At 45.7% G+C, this 20,496-nt stretch carries 16 protein-coding genes, 1 pseudogene and 2 riboswitches; of the genes and pseudogenes, 14 read left to right on the top strand and 3 right to left on the bottom strand.

Annotated features, from left to right (window positions below):
* Window positions 1-10 precede the first annotated feature (10 nt).
* Both AWB54_RS07450 and AWB54_RS07445 read right to left on the bottom strand, forming a co-directional pair.
* Window positions 11-288: pseudogene (locus AWB54_RS07450) on the bottom strand (type II toxin-antitoxin system YafQ family toxin).
* Window positions 285-563 (bottom strand): type II toxin-antitoxin system RelB/DinJ family antitoxin, encoded by a 279-nt coding sequence (locus tag AWB54_RS07445; RefSeq protein WP_061213978.1) that lies wholly within the window; start codon window positions 561-563, stop codon window positions 285-287. Before AWB54_RS07445 ends, AWB54_RS07450 begins: the two are co-directional and overlap by 4 nt.
* Before the next feature lie 1,121 nt (window positions 564-1,684).
* On the opposite strand from AWB54_RS07445, the gene AWB54_RS07440 reads away from it, so the two are divergent.
* The 14 genes from AWB54_RS07440 to AWB54_RS07370 all read left to right on the top strand — a co-directional run bounded on the left by AWB54_RS07440 (window position 1,685) and on the right by AWB54_RS07370 (window position 18,717).
* Entirely contained in the window at window positions 1,685-2,821 is a 1,137-nt protein-coding gene (locus AWB54_RS07440; RefSeq protein WP_061213977.1) for a double-cubane-cluster-containing anaerobic reductase, read from the top strand.
* On the top strand, window positions 2,818-3,591 hold the full coding sequence (locus AWB54_RS07435) for an acyl-CoA dehydratase activase (protein WP_061213976.1): 774 nt from the start codon (window positions 2,818-2,820) through the stop codon (window positions 3,589-3,591). Before AWB54_RS07440 ends, AWB54_RS07435 begins: the two co-directional genes overlap by 4 nt.
* Before the next feature lie 66 nt (window positions 3,592-3,657).
* On the top strand, window positions 3,658-4,932 hold the full coding sequence (locus AWB54_RS07430) for a double-cubane-cluster-containing anaerobic reductase (RefSeq protein ID WP_061213975.1): 1,275 nt from the start codon (window positions 3,658-3,660) through the stop codon (window positions 4,930-4,932).
* Between the two features lie 9 nt (window positions 4,933-4,941).
* A complete protein-coding gene (locus AWB54_RS07425; RefSeq protein ID WP_061213974.1) occupies window positions 4,942-5,202 on the top strand; it encodes a DUF3343 domain-containing protein in 261 nt (86 codons plus the stop codon).
* Window positions 5,203-5,816: 614 nt separating this feature from the next.
* Window positions 5,817-6,284, top strand: a complete 468-nt coding sequence (locus AWB54_RS07415; protein ID WP_061213973.1) for a MarR family winged helix-turn-helix transcriptional regulator — start codon at window positions 5,817-5,819, stop codon at window positions 6,282-6,284.
* A 3-nt stretch (window positions 6,285-6,287) separates the two neighbouring features.
* A complete protein-coding gene (locus AWB54_RS07410; RefSeq protein WP_061213972.1) occupies window positions 6,288-8,015 on the top strand; it encodes an ABC transporter ATP-binding protein in 1,728 nt (575 codons plus the stop codon).
* Complete coding sequence (locus AWB54_RS07405; protein WP_061213971.1) at window positions 8,012-9,904, top strand: ABC transporter ATP-binding protein; 1,893 nt, start codon at window positions 8,012-8,014, stop codon at window positions 9,902-9,904. Before AWB54_RS07410 ends, AWB54_RS07405 begins: the two co-directional genes overlap by 4 nt.
* Before the next feature lie 204 nt (window positions 9,905-10,108).
* Window positions 10,109-10,228: riboswitch (molybdenum cofactor riboswitch) on the top strand.
* A 59-nt stretch (window positions 10,229-10,287) separates the two neighbouring features.
* Window positions 10,288-10,410, top strand: a riboswitch (molybdenum cofactor riboswitch).
* Window positions 10,411-11,097: 687 nt separating this feature from the next.
* Window positions 11,098-12,261, top strand: coding sequence for a [FeFe] hydrogenase, group A (locus tag AWB54_RS07400; RefSeq protein ID WP_061213970.1), 1,164 nt, complete (start codon window positions 11,098-11,100; stop codon window positions 12,259-12,261).
* 18 nt (window positions 12,262-12,279) lie between these two features.
* Window positions 12,280-12,687, top strand: coding sequence for an iron hydrogenase small subunit (locus AWB54_RS16585; protein WP_061213969.1), 408 nt, complete (start codon window positions 12,280-12,282; stop codon window positions 12,685-12,687).
* Window positions 12,688-12,706: 19 nt separating this feature from the next.
* The gene (locus tag AWB54_RS07390) at window positions 12,707-13,366 is read left to right on the top strand and encodes a formate dehydrogenase subunit gamma (RefSeq protein ID WP_061213968.1); all 660 of its coding nucleotides are present in this window, start codon (window positions 12,707-12,709) and stop codon (window positions 13,364-13,366) included.
* 347 nt (window positions 13,367-13,713) lie between these two features.
* Complete coding sequence (locus AWB54_RS07385; protein WP_061213967.1) at window positions 13,714-13,980, top strand: hypothetical protein; 267 nt, start codon at window positions 13,714-13,716, stop codon at window positions 13,978-13,980.
* A gap of 195 nt (window positions 13,981-14,175) precedes the next feature.
* Window positions 14,176-14,712, top strand: coding sequence for a hypothetical protein (locus tag AWB54_RS07380; RefSeq protein WP_061213966.1), 537 nt, complete (start codon window positions 14,176-14,178; stop codon window positions 14,710-14,712).
* Between the two features lie 338 nt (window positions 14,713-15,050).
* Entirely contained in the window at window positions 15,051-15,674 is a 624-nt protein-coding gene (locus AWB54_RS07375) for a hypothetical protein (protein ID WP_061213965.1), read from the top strand.
* Between the two features lie 235 nt (window positions 15,675-15,909).
* Complete coding sequence (locus AWB54_RS07370) at window positions 15,910-18,717, top strand: sigma 54-interacting transcriptional regulator (RefSeq protein ID WP_061213964.1); 2,808 nt, start codon at window positions 15,910-15,912, stop codon at window positions 18,715-18,717.
* 142 nt (window positions 18,718-18,859) lie between these two features.
* Here AWB54_RS07370 and AWB54_RS07365 read toward each other — a convergent pair whose 3' ends face one another.
* Window positions 18,860-20,203: an acetyl-CoA hydrolase/transferase family protein gene (locus tag AWB54_RS07365; RefSeq protein WP_061213963.1), complete on the bottom strand. Its 1,344-nt coding sequence runs from the start codon at window positions 20,201-20,203 to the stop codon at window positions 18,860-18,862.
* Window positions 20,204-20,496 lie beyond the last annotated feature (293 nt).

Below are 20,496 nucleotides of genomic sequence, written 5' to 3'. Positions count from 1 at the left end.
GGGGACACGGTTAGAATAAATCGCTGTGGCTGCCTGTGCGGGTAAGAACAAGAATTACATCATTTCCCTCAATACGATAAATCAGAAGCCAGTCGGGTTGGATATGGCACTCGCGATAACCGCTCCATCTGCCGGTAAGATTATGGTCGCGCGGAATTTGGTAGACAATTCTTCCCCTGCTGCAAGTATGCGGATGCAATCGTCCAGCAGAGCAATGTCCAACCCGCGTTTTTCTGCGAGTTTATAATCCTTCTTGAACTGTGTCGTCCAGACAATCTTGCGGCTCATAACTTCAACTCCCGCAACGCTTCCTCAACATCCGAATAACACTTGACAGTCGGGTCACTGCCGATGCGCTCCGCTTCAAGCAGGGCGGCAACCGTTACGGCGTTGGGTGTGTTGAGGGTAATGTTAAAGGGAATGCAACCTTCCCTTATCGACTGGCGCAGAAAGATGTTAAAGGCTGTGGTCATATTCAGCCCAAGCCGCGCGAAAAGCCTATCCGCTTGGTTTTTAATGTCGGTATCAATTCGGAAACTGACATTGGATGTGTTCTTACCCATAGTTTTCACTCCTTTAATATGTTCGCACTTATTGTAGCATAACTGACTTGCTTTATCAAGTCGAAGCAAAGTTTATTGCGTTTTGATAGCGTTCCAATAGACAGTATTTGTAGTGAAACAGCGTTATATACGTTTGGCAGGAAGGGCGATCACAAAACGCTTTGCCTTGCAGTTGTGCGGGCAGATTGTACATTCTTTTAACCGCTCCTTTAACAATTCCGCTCTTTTTTTCACCACCGTATTACTAAAGAACTCGTTGAAATGGGTTATGATACCTACTATGTTGGCAACTGGTCGAGGAAATCTACTCTAGCTGATACTGGTTCTATTAAAGCTGACAAGAAAATTAACCGTTTGTGCAAAATCAACTACCCGTAGCAAAACTCATTAGCCACTTGAAGTACAAAGCTGAATTAAAAGCAATCAGATAGAAAAAGCCAATGAGGCGAGAAATACTAAAACTTGTAACTGTTGTGGTTATGTCAACCCGAAGTTAAAACCGTCAATTCGTTATTTTTAAGGATAAATGTTGTCCGAATTTATCCTCATCTGGCATGCATTGTCGTAAGGGAAACGTTGAATTGACAATCTTTCATGATAAACAGACAGAGGCAAAAGAACCGTACCCATGCTGTATATCATCTTCTATACATTCACTTCCATATCCCCCTGAATACACGGCCACTTCTAGCATATTTACGGTTGTACCACAATACGTAATTGGTTCCTATCCTACTCATAATTCGTGAAATCTTATCGGTTTTTCCCGTATCAACACAGACATAATCTCCTTCCCATACAAAAAATATAATGCTAGATAAACCACCGAATCGGGTATGAGGTGATTGGCATTGACGAAAAAAACGTTTAAGGTTAAAATTACAACATTATAACAGTGTAGGATATAATATATTACTAATAGTTATTATGCATTTCTCCGATTATGTTGGAAAGAGTGAATTATGGCTTAATTGAGAGAGGTGTTTGTGGGGCTATGTATCGTTGTGTGTCCATTTGGTAAAAGATTGGGCTCCCGACAGCAGAGCTGAGGCTATGAAGAGAGACTTCAAACAACTGTACGGCACCGCAGACTGTGTTTATGGAAGGGAGAATTTTGTTTTATGTTAGACAAATATATACAAGGATTCGCCAGTGCCAGAGAAGTGAACCTAATGCGAATAAAAGAGGCCAAGGAGAACGGTGCCAAAGTGGTAGGCATTTATTGCACTTATTGCCCCCAGGAACTAATTTTGGCGGCAGGAGCAATTCCAGTGGGGCTTTGCGGGATGAGTGAGAACCCTATAGCTGCTGCGGAGGAAACTTTGCCGCGCAATCTCTGCCCTTTAGTAAAATCCTCTTACGGATTTGCGGCCACTGATACTTGCCCATTCTTTCATTTTTCCGACTTAATCGTTGGCGAAACCACCTGCGATGGTAAAAAGAAGATGTTCGAAATTATGCAGGTTCTGAAACCGGTACATGTTATGCAGCTTCCCCACGTTAATAACACTAAGGCATCATTTGAGCTGTGGGTGGAAGAACTACGGTGTCTGAAAAAACGCCTGGAAAAAGAATTGCAGGTTACCATAAGTGACCAAGATATATGGAGGGCCGTAGAGGTTATCAACCAGGAAAAGCAGGCAATTAAAGCCATGTTCGATCTTAACCGAGCCGATCCGCCGCCTCTAAGCGGAATGGAGATGCTCACTGTTGCCTGGTCCCGCAGCTTCAGCAGCGATAAAGGAGAGATGATCGAAAACCTGAATTTAGTGGTCCGGGAGGTTGCCAATCAACCTGAGGACCGGCGAGTAAAGGCACCACGGGTGCTGTTGACCGGCTGCCCGGTGGGTCTGGGTACTGAAAAAGTTATCCGCCTGACCGAAGAACTGGGAGCTTATATCGTTGCCATGGAGAACTGTTCCGGTTACAAGACCCTGGAACTGCAGACCGATACTAATAGCGCGGACCCTATTGTGGCTCTGGCAGAAAAATATATGGCTATACCCTGTTCCTGCATGAGCCCTAATCCCTACCGGCTGAAGTTAATAGAGAACATGATCAATGAATTCCGGGTGGATGCGGTCATCGATCTAACCTGGCAGGCTTGCCATACCTATAACATTGAAGCTTTTGAAGTAGGCAAATTGGTGAAGTCCAAGGGGCTTCCATACCTACACCTGGAAAGTGACTACTCCAATTCAGATTTGGAGAGTCTCAAGGTTCGCATAGAAGCAATGCTGGAGATGGTAGAGAAATGATAGTAATAGGCATCGATATAGGTTCGGTGGCTGCTAAAGGTTATATTATCAGCAATGGCAGCCATCACCGAGCCATGATTCCTAGCGGATGGAGCCCCCGTGAGGCAGGACAGGCGTTAATCGACCAACTCCTTGATGCATCGGGATTAGAGCGAGATCAGGTAGAACGGATATATGTCACAGGTTATGGCCGGGTAGCTTTTGAGCATGCAGATAAAACTGTCACGGAGATCAAGTGCCATGCCCGGGGGGTCGCTGAACTCTATCCTGAGGTCCGCACCATCATCGATATCGGCGGCCAGGACAGTAAGGTGATCAGCACCGGGGAAAAGGGCCAGGTGTTGGATTTTGCCATGAATGACAAATGTGCTGCGGGAACCGGACGCTTCCTACAGGTTATGGCCACCGCCCTGGGGCTGGATGTCAGTGAACTGGGGGATGCTGAGGATCCTCGACAAATGCAAACAATAAGCAGTATGTGTACGGTATTTGCTGAATCGGAAATAATCGGATCGCTGGCTCGGGGTAATCCCAAAGGCGGGATTATCGCCGGGCTGCACCAATCGGTGGGAAAAAGAGTAGCGGCTATGGTCCGGCGTATGGGGATAAAGGAACAGGTAGCTTTCACCGGTGGGGTGGCAATCAACCCGGGAGTCAGGCGTGCGCTGGAGGAAGAGATCGGAACTAAAATTATTGTACCCGGAGCTTGTCAGTACACTGGTGCTCTTGGCGCAGCTTTATTGGCATTGGAAACTCTTAGACGGGATTGAAGATTACCACGGCAACTAAGTTGTTTTCGGAAAGTAATATGCGGTATAGAAGAGGAGGAATTGTAAATGGCTGATTACAAGCAAATGTGGGCCAATCTGGGTATGGACCTGGAGAAACATGACGTTCTGTGCGAGGTTTTACCTGAGGCTTTTGGAGGGGTTTACCTCACCCAGCAAGATCGTCCCAAGGGCATGGACTTCTACGATTTTGTGGTATCCGAGATTCACGGGGTCAGACCGGCAGAGATGCTTCAACATCAAAAAGAGGGCGGGAAGGTGTTCGGAACCTTCTGCGTATATGTCCCAGATGAGGTGGTCTTTGCCGCCGGCGGAATTGCAGCAGGGCTTTGCGGGGGATCACAGTTCTGGGTATCCGGCGGAGAAAAAGTTCTGCCGGCCAATACCTGTCCGCTCATTAAAGCTTCCGTAGGAGCGAGACTGGATAAAACCTGTCCCTTCTTTCTAATTCCCGACATGTACGTGGCTGAGAATACCTGCGATGGCAAGAAGAAAGCCTGGGAGATACTGGCTGGTGAAGTACCTATGCACATCATCGATATCCCGCAGATGAAACGAGACCGGGATGTTGCTGCCTTTGAAGCTGAAATAAGGGATTTCGTCGGAGTGGTAGAAAAGGTCACCGGCAAGAAGATTACCGCCGAATCTCTGGGAGAGGCCATTAAACTGATAAACAACAAGCGCAGGGCTTTGCAGCGGGTTTACAATGCCCGAAAAGCCTCACCGGTGCCTATCAGCGGTAAAGACGCTCTCCTGCTTACCCAGATCAACTTCTACGATGATCCCGCGCGGGCGGCGCAGATGGCCAATAACCTGGCTGATGAACTGGAGCAACGGATTAATAACGGAACCGGTGTTTTCCCGGCTAACACCCTGCGCATCATGATAAGCGGGACGCCAATGGCCATACCCAATTGGAAGCTGCATCATATTGTAGAGAGTCTTGGTGCGGCAGTCGTAGTCGAAGAATCATGTACCGGCACCCGCTATTTCGAAAACCTGGTTGATGAGACAGCAACTACTTTGGATGGGCAGATTCGGGCACTGGCCGAAAGATATATGAAGACTAATTGTGCTTGTTTCACGCCGAATTCCGCCAGGATAGACGATATAATCCGCCTGGCCGACGAATACAAGGTGGATGGCATAATTGATACCAATCTGCAGTTCTGCAACCTTTACTCTACTGAGAGTTACCTGATCAAACAGCTTATGACCGAGCGCAATCTACCCATAATGCACATTGAGACGGATTACAGCGAGCAGGATTTTGAACAGCTCCGGACCAGAGTAGAAGCTTTTCTGGAGATGCTGAGGAAGTAGGTTTTTAAGCTGGATAGTGGCAACTATGATTGGTATGTATTATTCCCCAATCATCATGTGGGGTTGCGTCTTAAGAAAGAACTTGACGGGCGAGACATCAAAGCCAGAATTTCTCCAACTCCGCGAGAGGCCAGTAAGAGCTGCGGTATTTCCTTGATCGTGGATGAAGGCGATCTTCCGATGATAAATCAGATCATTGCGGAAAATGATATTGAGATCCTCAAGATCGTTTCTCTAGCCAGGAAAGAGTGGAAATATCGCAGCACTTGAGCATTTAGGCTTATTAACCTCCACGCAGTTCCGTTGAACTTTTTCCTTAACCGGATTGGCCGAACAGGCGGGTGTAACCAGGGGTACTTGCTCTATTTCACCATCGTTCATGCCCTGCGTCCTTATCTAAGAGTTCTTGCAGCAACATATCAGAAGGAATTGCCGGAAGCTGAAAAAAAGACATCAGAATATTATTGAGCCAGAAAAGAGTCAAACGTATGAAAGCTGGAGTTCGCAACTCTTTTACAGAAACGACCCTTCCGGCGGTCACATCAGCCAGCCCTTTCTCAACCTCCGCATTAAATTGCTCCTCGGTAAGCATACTTACTGATAGTGGTTTGCTTGGCGGGAGCTTAAGCGTTTTTTCTCCTCATAGTCAATCAAGGCATGTTAACTGCAGTTCTTCGTCCCCAGGGAAACCATAATGTGAACTAAAACTAGAGAAACACCTTGCCGATAATAGCCCGTCTAAAGCTTCCGGAATTTATACCCAAATCAACATTTTTTCCTACATCTGCTATTGCTTCTTTAAAATGCGAAACATATAATTTGTTCTGTACAGAACGATTTTGTCCCCATGGTCAACCCAGAAAATAAATTCAGAGGTGTTCAAATTGTCGGAGAAACATGAACTGCTGGTTGAATTGCTGCGGGAAGTAAACCGGGGCGTGGGCAAATATGTAAAGAATGTACTGGCAGAACACGATATTTCTGTTCCTGCCGTGATTATATGCAAACAGCTTAAAGGCGAAGCAGGTATTACTATCAGCGAACTGGCTCGCCGAACCGGTATGGCCAAATCGCATATATCCAATATAATCCGGGAACTTGAGCAGAAAGGCTGGGTTCGGAAAAAAACAGACAGCAGCGACCATCGGGTTTTGCGTCTCTATCTCAATGAAGCGGCCAGTGCGCATCTGGAGCTGCTGAGAATAGACATCCGGCAGAATATTAATGCCCTGGTGGCCGATATTACCGAGCAAAAGGCCGAAGACCTGATTCAGGGTTTAAGAGAGATAATTGAAGCATTGGATAAAGTCCGTACAGAGGAAAACGGCTGTGAAGGCAAGAGGAGACAATAAGCAATGATTAAGCTATATCGGTTCATTAAACCATTTACAGTTTCGATACTGGCGATTCTCTTGCTGGTATTTTTACAAACCCTGGCGGAATTGTATCTGCCCACCCTGATGTCAGATATCGTTGATATCGGTATAGTCAACGGTGATACCGGCTATATCATGAAAATCGGGGGGCTGATGCTGCTCATTACTGCGCTGGGTACGGTCTGCGCGATTACGGCCAGCTTTTTATCCGCCCGAACCTCGGTTGGATTTGGCAGAATACTGCGCAGTAAAGTTTTTTCCCGGGTTGAAGACTTCTCATTGCAGGAGTTTAATGAAATCGGTACAGCTACATTGATTACCCGTACTACCAATGACATCAACCAAATACAGACCGTAACCTTCATGATATTGCGCATGATGGTCAGTGCCCCGATGATGTGTATTGGCGGTATTATCATGGCTGTTTCCAAAGACAGGCCGCTGTCTTTATGTATTGTTGTTGTTATTCCGGTAATTATTGCCCTTATCGCCATTATCATCAGTAAAGCCATGCCCCTCTTTAAACTGATGCAAATCAAACTGGATAAAATCAACCTGGTCCTGCGCGAGAATCTTACCGGCATCAGAGTAATTCGCGCTTTTAACCGTATCGAGCGGGAACAGCAGCGCTTTGCCGAGGCCAACTACGATCTCTGTCAGAATGCTATCCGGGTCAACAAATTGATGGCTTCTTTAATGCCCTCCATGATGCTGGTTATGAACTTTACTATTATCGCCATTATCTGGTTTGGCAGCATCCGCATTAATAATGGTGATATGCAGGTGGGGTCGTTAATGGCTTTTATTCAATATGCCATGCAGATTATGATGTCACTGGTCATGGTGGCTATGATGTTTATTATGCTACCCCGCGCCTCAGCTTCCGCCATAAGAATCAATGAAGTGCTGGAAACGAATCCGCAAATCAAGGACCCGGAAGAGACGCTTAGCGCTGATAAGGCCCAGGGTATTCTGGAGTTTAAAAATGTCAGCTTCAGTTTTCCGGGCGCAGAAAAGCCGGCTATCAGTAATATTTCCTTTACTGCCCGGCCTGGTGAAACAACTGCTCTCATCGGCGGCACCGGTTCCGGCAAAACATCTTTGATAAACCTTATCCCGCGTTTCTATGACGTTGACGAGGGCAGCGTTTTGGTTGACGGAGTGGATGTCAGGGAAATGTCGCAAAAAAGCCTGCGGGCCAAAATAGCCCTGGTTCCTCAAAAATCGGTTCTTTTTTCCGGCAGCATCAGTGATAACATCCGCTACGGCAAGCAAGATGCCAGTGATGAAGAAGTCCGGCGGGCGGCAGAAATATCCCAGGCCATAGAGTTTATCTCCGGCATGCCGGGCGGCTTTGATGCCGTGATTGAACAGGGGGGAAGCAATGTATCGGGGGGACAGAAACAACGCCTGTCCATTGCCCGTGCTCTGGTCAGAAGGCCGGAAATATACATTTTTGATGATAGTTTTTCCGCCCTGGATTTCAAAACCGATGCCAGGCTGCGGTTGGCACTTAAAAAAGAGACGGCTGATGCCACGGTGATTGTTATTGCTCAGCGGGTTACTACGCTTATGGACGCCGGCCAGATTATTGTTCTGGAGGATGGCCGGATAGTGGGCATGGGCACCCATAAAGAACTACTGAATTCCTGTGACGTATACCGTGAGATAGTCTATTCCCAGCTTTCCGAGGAGGAATTGGCATGAGTACAGAACGTAAAACGCAAACATCACCCATGGGTGCTCATGGTGGTGGTCCTCGCGGAGGCCCGCTGGGTCCGATGGGAAGACCGGCAGAAAAGGCTAAAGATTTTAAAGGCAGCTTCAAAAGGCTGCTGGGCTATTTAAAACCGCGCCGCTTCCGGCTGCTGGTCGTGCTTCTCTTTGCCGTCCTGAGCACTGTTTTCAGCATTGCCAGTCCTAAAATTATGGGCAAGGCCACAACCAAATTATTTGAAGGCCTTATGATGAAACTAAAACACGTGCCGGAAGCAACAGTAGATTTTAATTATATATTAAACATATTGTTTATCCTGGCCGGGCTATATATTATCAGTGCAATTTTCATGTATATCCAGCAATACATTATGGCTGGCGTCGCTCAGCAAACCGTCTACGATATGCGGCGGGATGTCAACCTGAAGCTCTCCCGGTTGCCTTTGAAATTTTTTGATTCCCGTACTCACGGTGATATCTTGAGCCGGGTCAGCAACGACATTGATAATATTGCCACTACCCTGCAGCAGAGTCTTACTCAGCTTATTACAGCTGTAGTAACCCTGCTGGGTATTCTCATTATGATGCTGGCTATAAGCCCCTGGCTTACGCTTATATTCCTGGCGGTCCTGCCCCTTTCTGCTCTGGTAACCAAAGCAGTAGCCTCCCGTTCGCAGAAATTTTTCGCCGGGCAACAAAAAGTTCTGGGGGAACTTAACGGCCATGTCGAGGAGATGTACACCGGGCATCAAATAATAAAAGCCTTTGGACGGGAAGAAGAATCCATCGCCAGGTTTAAGCAAATTAATGAGGAGCTGTATGAAGTCGGCTGGAAGGCCCAGTTTATGTCCGGCATTATTGTTCCGCTTTTGAGCCTGATCAACAATATCGGCTATGTGCTGGTCACTGTCGTGGGGGGTATCTTTGTAATCAACCGGACTATTACTATCGGTGATGTTCAGGCATTCATCCAATACTCCCGGCAGTTTACCCAGCCCATAGTACAGACCGCCAATATAGTTAACATCATTCAGTCTACTATTGCCTCGGCGGAGAGAGTTTTCGAAATCCTGGACGAGACTGAAGAAGTCGCGGATAGTGATGATGCTCAGCTTATCGCCTTCCCCCGGGGGAATGTAAATCTGCAAAACGTTAAGTTTAGATATCAGGAAAATGTTCCTCTGATCGAGGACTTGAGCATTGAAGTCAAGGCGGGGCAGACCGTCGCTGTTGTAGGGCCGACCGGAGCGGGTAAAACCACCCTGGTAAACCTGTTGATGCGTTTTTATGAAATAGACGGCGGAAAAATCACGGTCGATGGGGTTGATATCAGGGATATAAAACGGACAGCATTACGCAGCATTTTCGGGATGGTACTGCAGGATACCTGGCTTTTTAACGGCAGCATACGGGATAATATCGCCTATGGCCGTGAGGGTGCCAGCGAAGCTGAAATTATCCGGGCAGCCAAAACCGCCCATGCCGACCATTTTATCAGAACCCTGCCCGAAGGTTACAACACCATACTCAATGAAGAGGCCTCCAATATCTCGCAGGGCCAAAAACAGCTATTGACTATTGCCCGGGCGATACTGGCCGACCCGGCCATACTCATCCTGGATGAAGCTACCAGCAGTGTTGATAGCAGAACCGAGGTTTATATCCAAAAGGCCATGATTGCCCTGATGAAAAAGCGAACCAGCTTCGTTATCGCCCACAGGTTATCCACCATTCGCGATGCTGACCTGATACTGGTCATGGATAACGGCAGTGTTATTGAAAAAGGTACTCATAACGAACTCCTGGCTCAGGGCGGCTTCTATGCAGATCTCTACAAGAGCCAGTTTAGCGGCGGGAATATCGACGAGCAGGCGGTCTGAGACTCCGGCCTTACACCGGGATGTTCTTTAAAATATGATCTCAATAAGGATAGAAAAAGATGAAGCAAACTCGTTAAAAATTAGTCCGGAAACCAGTGCTTGGCTACAATTTGAAATACAGATTATCAAATTTTGCTTGAAAAAATAATATTTCCCTTGTGAAGGCTATTGCTTTCAAACTTGAGCTATGATAAACTACCTTAAAAGAATATATATCTCCGAGCTGGGGAGTCTAAGGCGCAGCTATGATTCACCAAGCCTGTAGGTGTAAACTGGAAACGGTTACGCCTTCCCGTATTGTGAAAAGGAGTAAGTATCAACTGTTCGAAATGCAGACAGATGTTGTGTGCTCTAATTCACATACATCTGTTTTATTGTTTTAACTGAATATTTGTTTCCAAGCCTTTGAACCTAAGGTTTAAAACTATGGTTCCCGGGCCGATGGGTATAGATTGGAAACAGCTATGCCTCCCCGTATTGTGGAAAGGAGACGACGAGAGCTTATTTTATATAGGTTTAAATGGTCGTGTTCTTTTCCGGGACACGACCTTCTTGTTCAAGAAGGAAAAAAGCGGGATTCGTTCTGGTTCTCCCTATAAAAAAGGTTTTGGGAAGCAAACGGGTACAGGTAGGCATAAAAGCAAAAGTCTCAATTTTAATCAGGTAATATGCTGCAAGGCTATTACATACAATCCCAATCTTTTTCTCCCCGCTTGCAAACAAGCGGGTTTTTTTTTAAAATCAACCCATGAAGGTTTAATATTTTTTCATTGTCTTGCGATAGAACCATCCATAGTTGCTTAAGTGCTGGAGAGATTTTTAAGCATCGGAAGAAACTGCTTAAGCAGTTTCAACCCACCACTGCAACGAGGCGAGGGATTAGAACCCGCCGCCTGTTTTGTGAATAGGCTACCGCTTAGCACCCTGCGGGCACCACTGATGTTCGCTTCGCTCACTATTATGGATGCGGGGGACATATTTTACCTCGCTATAGGAGAATAACTTCAAATGGCTCTATAACCTTGTTCATGAAGAATAAGGGTTTTTATACCTGGTCCAGTTTTACTTTCTAATATTATCCATGAAGGATATCGCTTATCCCCTGTATTGTTCGATTTCAGGATTGGATTTTATTAGAAGGAGGTGGGCCATTTTTTTATAAGGTTTATCCAGTTTAAAAGGAGGGAAAAGATTTGAGTACGGTTTTAAGTGAGGGAGTAATTCATGTAAGTAACGACTGCAAAGCCTGCGACCATTGTACCTTTATTTGTCCAACCGGAGCTATTTCGGGGGAACTCGGGCAAAAGCACCATATCAGTCCTAAAAAATGCATAAACTGTGGGCAATGTTTAATAAACTGCCCTTTTAATGCTATCCATGATCTGTCCAGAATTGAGGAACTGAAAAAGGCCCTGGCTGATCCCCAGAAGTTTGTAGTAGTTCAGGAGGCACCAGCAGTCAGGGTAGCTCTGGGCGAAGAATTCGGGCAAGCTGCGGGAACTAATGTAAAGAACAAAATGTATGCGTCTTTGCGTAAACTGGGCTTTGACAAGGTATATGACACCGAATTTACCGCTGACCTCACCATTATGGAGGAGGGTACAGAGCTCATTCATAGGGTTTACGGCGCTTTGGGCGTACCCGGTTTTGAAGAAGTGGGTCCTCTGCCCCAGTTTACCTCCTGTTGTCCGGCCTGGATCAAATATGCGGAGGACAACTATCCCCTGGTATTGCCTCATATTTCCTCGGCCAAATCACCCCAACAAATGTGGGGAGCAGTAGCCAAGACCTACCTGGCGGAAAAGCTTAATGTGGATCCGGCCAATATGTTCTCGGTATCAGTTATGCCTTGTACGGCCAAAAAATACGAATGTGAACGCCCTGAGTTTATTTCCAGCGGATATCAAGATGTGGATCTGGTAATAACCACCCGCGAATTGGCGCAAATGATCAAAGATGCCGGAATTGATTTCATGGCACTGCCCGATGAAGAGGCGGATCGTTTTGTGGGCCTTTCCACCGGTGCCGCTACCATATTCGGTGCCACCGGAGGGGTTATGGAAGCAGCTCTGCGTACCGCCTATGAGATCCTCAGCGGGGAAAGCCTGGGCAAGGTAGAATTTGACGCGGTCAGAGGATTAGACCCAGTTAGAGAAGCAACCGTAGAAGTCCCGGTGAAAGCTCTGGGCACAAGCTTGCCCGTCAGTGTTTGCATAGTAACCGGAACCAAGCATGTAGCCTCCGTAATTGAAGATGTCCTGGCCGGGCGCAGTAAATATCATTTCATAGAAGTTATGAATTGCCCGGGTGGCTGTATCAATGGTGGGGGCCAACCCATCCGCAGAGATACCTACTAGAAAGGAGGGCATTAATTTATGAAGTTATTCCATGAAAGCGAAGGCATCACCAGAAGACAGTTTTTTAAGGGCGCAGGTATGCTTACGGTTGCTGCTGTAATCAGCGGCGTTTTTGCCAAATTCGGCTTTGACGTCTTTGCTGCCAGCGATGATTACATTACTCAAAGAGTGGCTGGCCTCTATACCCTGGATGAGTCCATGGCGATAAGAAAGTCGCATGAAAACCCGGAAATAATCCAAATATACAAAGACTTCCTCTCCCCGGGCAAGGTGGAGTGCGTCAGCCCCAAGGCTCACCACTTGCTGCATACCAAATACGGCAAAGATATTCCCGGATTTATAGCTGAACTAAAGAATCCCCATCATGTGCCTGAAGTGGAATCGGCTGCTAATGAAGAGACCAGCACCGAAGAACCCGCAGCCTAGCTAGAAGGGAGGAAAAATAATGAGTAATGAAAATGGAAAAGTATTAAAACATGGTACCCAGACCAGAACCATGCACTGGATTCACTTGCTGGCCTTCATTATCCTGGGCTTGACTGGAGTTGGTTTTTACTGGGACATAGGCGGGATTGCCAGTATCTTCGGCGGGGAAGCCAACGCCTCTCTGGTTCATCGCTGGACCGGCGTGGTCTTCGTTGTAGGACCACTTCTCTATACCTTATTGAATTTTGACCGGTTTTCCCGTTTTATGGATACCATTTCTCATTTCAGCAAAGATGATTTTGCCTGGCTGAAGGTGATGGGGGGATACCTTCCCTTTATCAAAGCAGATGATGTTCCTCCGCAAGACAAATACAATGCGGGCCAAAAGATTCTGGGCTGGTTGATAATTATCGGTTGCCTTCTTATAATACTCACTGGCTTCCCCATGTGGTTATGGCGTCATTCTGTGCCTGCAGTATTTCTTTCTTTCTGTTATGATGTTCATTTTTGGACCGCCATGGTTCTGATATTACTGGTAGCGGGCCATTTCTTCCTGGCCGCTATTCACCCCAAATCTCGGGTTGAATTCTCCTCCATGATGCTTGATGGCTATATCGATGCAGAGATTACAGCCCATCATAACGCCAAGTGGTTTGCAGAACTAAAAGAATCATCTTAAAAGCTTCTCCTTAATATATTGTTTTAACCCGCCTGCGGGCGGGTTTTTTTTACCTCAAGTTTTTATCAAACCTTGCATTATATTTTCTTTTAAATTACCATATTCTATAGGTAATTTTGATTCCGCTGCAAAAAGTAATAATTATGCATTTGCTTGCATAAATATTCCGCTCCAGCGTCCTTAATAGCGACCGCAGGGAGCATCAGTTGTGCCCGACAGGGCGCTACGCTCGCTTTGCATATTTATGCAACCCTTATGCAACAAAAAGGGGTTTTTGCAGTAGAACCAATTTTGATTTATGAAAAGAATTACTATGGCTTTATCCTTGGGGAACGGAGGTTTTTATTATGACTTTTGATGCGGCCATAATTACCGAAAATGGTGTTACTTTTGTGATAATAATTGTAAAACCAGAAATATTGAAGCATGATTTCACCATCAACGAAGCCAGGAAGATTTTTTCCAAGTTTTTTCCCACTTTGCCCATAATTCTAATGGCACAGGAATCAGCTACCACCCCTACTTATCAAGGTAGGCAGGACTTGGTCAAGTTTCTAAACACTGTAGATTATATGCTGCTTCCCTGGAAGAGCTATACAGTAAAGGAAGGATAGATCTTTTGATTAGCTAAAACATTAAGATATAACGAGGTGAAATATGTCCCCTGCTTCTTTATGCGATCGGGTTCCTATTAACAAAACAGGCCGCGGTTTCTAATCCCCCGCCTCGTTGCAGCGCTGCGTTGAAACTGCTCTGCAGTTTCTTCCGATGCTTAAATATTTAAAAACAACTCAAGACAAGGAGAAAATATGATTTACAGACTTACTTTATTAAGAAATTTGCCGGAAGCAGAGGCCGGATTTAGTTTTTATCTGAAAGGCGGACTTGCTTCCGTAGATGGAGAAGACTGGTTTTCCTGGATTACCCGGGATAGTATTTATACCCGTATGTATCATCTTTTTTTGGAAGAGCGCCATGACTGGGTGCTGGTAGAAGACAGCAGTATTCCGGATAACAGCTATGACTTGCAAGATTGTTTCCCCGACCACCGGCTCCTTGGTTTCAAGGAAGCCCTGGACAGTCAGGGCTTTATTTATGATGAAAGTTCGTATGGTATAAATAATATCCGTTGCTGTGGTGAACAGCTTAAAATGCTGGGAGCTACCAAAGCCGACTGTATTTATTGTTCTAATTGCGGTAAAGGGGTTCAGGATGCGGTAAATTACCTGGTGTGGGGCTTAAAGGATGTCCCCCCTCCACGCACCTATCTCTATGAGTTTCGTTACGATCCTTTCAAGAAATACCTGGCAGGAATCATTAAAGACGAAAACTTGAAAAAAGACTAAAAGCTACATCAATTAGAAAAACCGGCGATTCATAACGTAATCACTCCGATTTATTTATGACTTATTTTGTCGATTCATTATTGTATCGGGCGTTTTTTTATTAACTTTTCAATATCCTCAAACTATCCTCAAACTCTTCTAAGACCTGGCTTCTGGTTGTTTTTGCAATTTTCTTTTTCATTTTCCTGGTTTTTTGGCATGCAATTTGCAACATGATAAGTGCAGAGGAATAAATCCTGTAAAAATATTATTTTCGACCCCGCAACGATTTTGCACAAGTCCTCCGTTGGATGAAAATACACAGGGTGTCAGGCCCTGGAATTAAAGGAGGTAATTTTATGAATAAGAATGATGAAAGAGTGAGAGAAGAGTGGGTCAACTCCTACCTTGACATCATGGAACAGCTTCAGGGACCTGTTATGCAACAGGAAGCCATGAACTACGAGGAAATGAACGAGGTCTTGAGGCAAAACTGTATGCAGGAGGAGGAAGTGGGAGAATACTCCATGATTGACCGCTGGGTACAGCTTTACCTGGGTTTAATGGATCTACTGCACGGGCTATTCAAGCAGCCAAGCCTGGATATTGAAGCCATTAACCAGGAGTGGATCCGCTGTTTTCAGCCAGCTGCAATCCCTGTGGGTGAACAGTTAACTGCCAAATGGGTCAACACTTACCTGGATTTTGTGGAGCAGTATCAAGGTTGGTCAGAACCAGAGAAAACTGCGGCTATCGAGGACATTAACCGGGAATGGATTCGCTGTTTCCTCCCCCAGGAAGCAGAGCAAGATGGTCAGTTGATAAAAAAATGGGAGGCCGTTTTCTTGCAGCTTAACCATGAACTGCGAGGAATAAGCGAGAAGAAAGCTGATTTCACTATCGAAGAAATCAACGATGAATGGCGTCGCCTGTTCTTGCAAGGTGAAGTTAAGGCTGTAGCCCTTAAAAAGAAGGTAGCTTAAGCTTAAGCCACTTTAGAAGAATATCAAGCATTATACAAGCCGATACTTGTTTTACTGGATACTGGCCAAGTTCTAAACCCTAGCCTGGACTTCTAATGACAGTTGCTTAACCGCAATAACATCATTGTACCCGATCAGTACATTACTGGTTGGGTACTTGTTTTTCTCAAATAATGCCTTCATCTCCTGTAGCTCTACTTGTGATATAATATGGTCGACAGGAGGATGAAATTGGATGAATTCCAAAAAAACAAGTGTTAACCCTTATTTAGTCCGATATGATACCAGTCTCCAAGATATATCCTTGATTTTTGAACAGGATGATGATATTGAATTCCTGCTGGTATGTGATGCAGAAAAGCAGATTATCGGCAGAATTTTGCCGCAAAATATTGTAGAAGCGAACGAGATCGGGCTGGCACCCGATACCCCGGTGCAGCAGGTTATACCTTTTGAGCAACAATTTATTGATTTTATCAACAATTTGCAGTTTGTATTGGGGGATTCCATGTCCAGTCTTCATTCTATGATAACAAATGAAACTGTGGCAGAATATTATTTCCGGTTGATCTGGAGGTTATGCCGAATATGGCATAAAAACGCAACGGAATGGGAAGCCTGTTTTGATTCCGTTTACAATCCGGTTATTTCTATAGATGAAGATGGGAGAATCAACCTTTTTAACCGCGCCCTGGAAAGAGTCTCTGGAATCGCTGCCTCCGAAGCCCGCGGGCAAAAAATAACCGATATCTTTAGCAACAGCAAATTGATCGAGGTCTTGACCACGGGTCAAACTCAGCCCACCCGCAAGATTCAGTATCAGGACAAGATTCTTCTCACTAACCGCACTCCCCTGTACAAGAACGGAAAGATTGCCGGGGCGGTAGCCGTCTTGCAGGATATCTCCGAACTGGAGCATATTGCCGAGCAACTGGCCCGCACTCGGGAACTTAACCGGCAACTGGATGCTATTTTCGAATCTTCTTTCGATGGTCTTTATTTAACTGATGGAGAAGGAAACACTTTGCGCCTCAACCAGGGATTTGTGCGTATAACCGGAATCAGTATGGAAGAATGCGTTGGTTCTAATATGCGTGAATTAGTTGATACCGGGGTCTTTTCCGATTCCGGCACCTTGCTGGCCCTGGAGAAACAGGAGCGAGCCACTATTACTCTGGTAGCCAGAACCGGCAAGGAGGTTCTGGTCACCAGCACACCCATTTTCGATGAGCAAGGCAATATTGCTTTTATTATTACCAATGTTCGCGATATTACCGAACTTAACGAGTTGGAGCGCAGGCTTAAACATATAGGATTGCGCGATCGTGAACTGGATACTATTCTGGATTCCTCTTTTGATGGTATTTTTATTACCGATGGTGAAGCCAACACCCTGCGCCTTAATCAGGCCTTCGAACGTATTACCGGGGTAACAGCGCAAGAGTGTGTCGGGCGCAATATGAAAGAACTGGTGGACGAAGGTTATTTCTCCGGTTCAGGAACGTTGCTAGTCCTGGAAAAGGGAGAAAGAGCCACCATTACTCTTGTGACCAGAACCGGCAAGGAGGTTCTGGTTACCAGCACACCCATTTTCGATGAGCAAGGTAATATTATGCTGGTAGTTACCAATGTTCGCGATATAACAGAATTAAATAAGCTGGAGCGGGAATTCAAAAAGATGGTAGGCCTGCGGGAGCGTGAATTGGATGCGGTTTTCGAATCCTCCTATGATGGGCTTTATATTACGGATGGCGAAGCCAATACCCTGAGGCTTAACGAGGCTTTTGAACGCATACTCGGAGTAAAAGCCGAGGAATGTATAGGTCGCAATATGAGAGAACTGGTGGCTGAAGGTGTCTACTCCCGCAGCGGCACCCTGCTGGCTTTAGAGAAACAGGATCAGGTAACTATTACTTTGCAGGCAAAAACCGGGAAAACCGCCCTGGTAACCAGTACACCCATACGCGATGAACATGGCAACATTATCCTGGTGGTAACCAATGTTCGGGACATCAGCGAGTTGAACGAACTGCAGGAGAAATTGGGACACGCTGAAGGGCTTAGCCGTTTCTTCCAGAGTGAATTGCAGGAAATGAAACTTCGTACCCAGTGTGTAATTCACTCCAGTAAAATGCGGGAATTAATCAGTATGGTAGTCCGAATAGCAGCAGTGGATTCTACTGTCCTCATACAAGGCGAATCCGGGGTGGGCAAGGAACTGGTGGCCAATACCATACACAGCAACAGCAACCGCGGAGAGCAACCGATGATAAAGATAAACTGCGGGGCTATTCCCGAAAATTTACTGGAATCTGAGCTTTTTGGCTATGAACCGGGAGCCTTTACGGGAGCCAGCAAGCAAGGCAAGGTCGGCATGTTTGAAGTGGCCGATCAAGGCATCTTGTTTCTGGATGAAATCGGTGACCTCCCTCTAGGCCTGCAGGTTAAACTGCTGAGAGTATTGCAGGATAAAGAAATTTTGCGGGTAGGAGGCACCAAACCCATAAAGGTGGATGTGCGAATAATCGCTGGCACCAATTATAATCTCAAGGAAATGGTGGAGAAAAAGCTATTCCGCAAAGACCTTTTTTATCGCTTGAATGTTATACCCATTACTGTCCCACCTCTGCGCGAGCGCCGGGAAGATATCCCTATTCTGGCCAATCATTTTCTGGATAATTTTAACCAGAAGCATGGAATGAACAAGAAGCTATCCGGCAGCATCCTGGCTTATTTCATGGAATACGACTGGCCGGGCAACGTAAGGGAGTTGGAAAACCTGGTCGAGCGCCTGGTGGTAACCAGCCTCAACCAAACTATTACCGCTCACGATCTCTCTGCCTGGTCGGAACTGAAACCCGAAAACAAATCTGATAATGAACATGGAATCGTTCGACTGCAGGATGCCTTGGAGAATACGGAAAGAAGAATACTGGAAAATGCCTTTTCGGTCTGCAAGTCTACCTATGAGGTGGCCAGAGCATTGGGTATTAGCCAGCCTACAGTAGTTAGGAAAGCGGCAAAATATGGAATAAGAGGGTAAAAGGCATCACAGCTTTTTCCCCTTGGAATGATTTTCGCTCTGTTGCCTTCATTCTTATGATAAAACTTGGATATTATTGATGATGCCGGGGCGGCAGGGTAAATCTAGCTGCCACTAGCCCCCCTGCCGCCTCAGGCTATCCCTAACCTATCTTGTTGCTCTTTCTCCAAATATTCATCTTTTGGGCTTCTTTAACCAGTTCATCCTGGAAATCAGGATGAGCTATTTTAATCAATTCTTCAGCCCGTTCCCAGGTGCTTCTGCCTTTCAATGTAGCAATACCAAATTCGGTTACCATCATATGAGTGGCAGTCCTTGGATCGGTAACTATGGCTCCAGGAGTAAGGATTGGCTTGATTCTTGATGTTACCTCACCTTTAATTTCAATAGTGGAAGGAAGACATATAAAACTCTGCCCATTCTTGGACTTGTAAGCTCCTTCAACAAAATCCAACTGCCCACCGGTTCCGCTAATATGCCTGGTGCCAACACTTTCTGCACATACCTGGCCATACAAATCAACTTCGATGCAGGCATTGATGGAAACAAAGTCGTCTATCTGGGCCACCACCCAGGGATTGTTGGTGTAATCCACCGAATAAGAAGCCAGGCCCGGGTTGTCATCTATATAGTCATATAATTCTTGACTTCCCATGGCAAAGGAATATACTTGTTTGTATTTGTCGATGCTTTTCCTGGCGCCGGTAATTTTGCCGGCCTTGGCCATTAAGAGATAGGCATCAACATACATTTCGGTGTGTACTCCCAGATCCTTTAAATCAGAAGCAGCCACCATGCTGCCGACTGCATTTGGAGTACCACCTATTCCCAGCTGAATGCAGTTGCCATCGTATAAACGTTCAATAATATGCTGAGCCATAGCAATCTCCACCGGGCTAGGTTCAGCTGAACCAATAGTCGCAATCGGCTCGTTTTTACTTTGGATAATATAGTCAACCTGCGAAATATGAAGACATTCCTGATTACCACCCAGGCATCGTGGCATCTTTTCATTTACTTCCAGAATGGTAACCCGGGCAGTTTCCATCATTGCACAACAGTTGACCGAACTCCCCCCAAAATTAAAATATCCGTGTTTATCCATAGCTGTACACTGAATAACCGCAACATTAGTAGGAACACAGTCTTTTCGGGTCATCATGGGGTTTTCGTGAAACTTCATAGGAATATAAAAAAGGTTCTTATTTATAAACTTTCGGTCATGTCCGGCAACATGCCAGCTATTCCAGGTAAAATGCTTATTGTCAGGGTCAACTTCAGCCGTAAAGTGCTGGTAAGCTCCTAGATCACAACGTATTTTAACATCTTCGAGTTCATCTTTGCGTTTGGCCAGGGCTTCATCAAAATCCCGAGCACAGTTAATCCCAAAGCCATATTCCACCCAATCACCGGATTTTACCTGTTTGGCTGCCTCATCAGCTGTTACTAACTTGCTTTTATATTCTTCTAATAACTTTTGATACATTTAACCGCCTCCTCTTGTTTCATATCTTCCACAATTTTCATGTATTCTCTTTCTATTTATAACTAGCGCGGAATTCTTAGAATTCCGCACTCATTATTAAGATCAGCTCTTTTAATCTTTCTGTATCCGAGGATTTTAGTTATCGCCCTTCCTCATTCATTTTCGTATTTATAAAACCCTGGTATTTCATCAACATCCGCAATGCACCCTGACTGTTTAATATGAGCTTTTGCTCAAATAAGCTCTTTAACAGCCATGTAGCCCGGGTCTCCCGTAATCCACTTGGATTCCGG

This window comes from Syntrophomonas wolfei subsp. methylbutyratica, from assembly GCF_001570625.1.
GTDB classification, from domain to species: domain Bacteria; phylum Bacillota; class Syntrophomonadia; order Syntrophomonadales; family Syntrophomonadaceae; genus Syntrophomonas; species Syntrophomonas methylbutyratica.
Note: the sequence above shows the minus strand (reverse complement) of the source record. Positions and strands in the feature narration are given on the sequence as shown.

Excerpts from the sequence above, each read along its gene's own strand:
- AWB54_RS07445 (WP_061213978.1), bottom strand. The coding sequence starts at position 563 with ATGGGTAAGAACACATCCAATGTCAGTTTCCGAATTGATACCGACATT.
- AWB54_RS07440 (WP_061213977.1), top strand. The coding sequence starts at position 1,685 with ATGTTAGACAAATATATACAAGGATTCGCCAGTGCCAGAGAAGTGAAC.
- AWB54_RS07435 (WP_061213976.1), top strand. The coding sequence starts at position 2,818 with ATGATAGTAATAGGCATCGATATAGGTTCGGTGGCTGCTAAAGGTTAT.
- AWB54_RS07430 (WP_061213975.1), top strand. The coding sequence starts at position 3,658 with ATGGCTGATTACAAGCAAATGTGGGCCAATCTGGGTATGGACCTGGAG.
- AWB54_RS07410 (WP_061213972.1), top strand. The coding sequence starts at position 6,288 with ATGATTAAGCTATATCGGTTCATTAAACCATTTACAGTTTCGATACTG.
- AWB54_RS07405 (WP_061213971.1), top strand. The coding sequence starts at position 8,012 with ATGAGTACAGAACGTAAAACGCAAACATCACCCATGGGTGCTCATGGT.
- AWB54_RS16585 (WP_061213969.1), top strand. The coding sequence starts at position 12,280 with ATGAAGTTATTCCATGAAAGCGAAGGCATCACCAGAAGACAGTTTTTT.
- AWB54_RS07390 (WP_061213968.1), top strand. The coding sequence starts at position 12,707 with ATGAGTAATGAAAATGGAAAAGTATTAAAACATGGTACCCAGACCAGA.
- AWB54_RS07385 (WP_061213967.1), top strand. The coding sequence starts at position 13,714 with ATGACTTTTGATGCGGCCATAATTACCGAAAATGGTGTTACTTTTGTG.
- AWB54_RS07380 (WP_061213966.1), top strand. The coding sequence starts at position 14,176 with ATGATTTACAGACTTACTTTATTAAGAAATTTGCCGGAAGCAGAGGCC.
- AWB54_RS07375 (WP_061213965.1), top strand. The coding sequence starts at position 15,051 with ATGAATAAGAATGATGAAAGAGTGAGAGAAGAGTGGGTCAACTCCTAC.
- AWB54_RS07370 (WP_061213964.1), top strand. The coding sequence starts at position 15,910 with ATGAATTCCAAAAAAACAAGTGTTAACCCTTATTTAGTCCGATATGAT.
- AWB54_RS07365 (WP_061213963.1), bottom strand. The coding sequence starts at position 20,203 with ATGTATCAAAAGTTATTAGAAGAATATAAAAGCAAGTTAGTAACAGCT.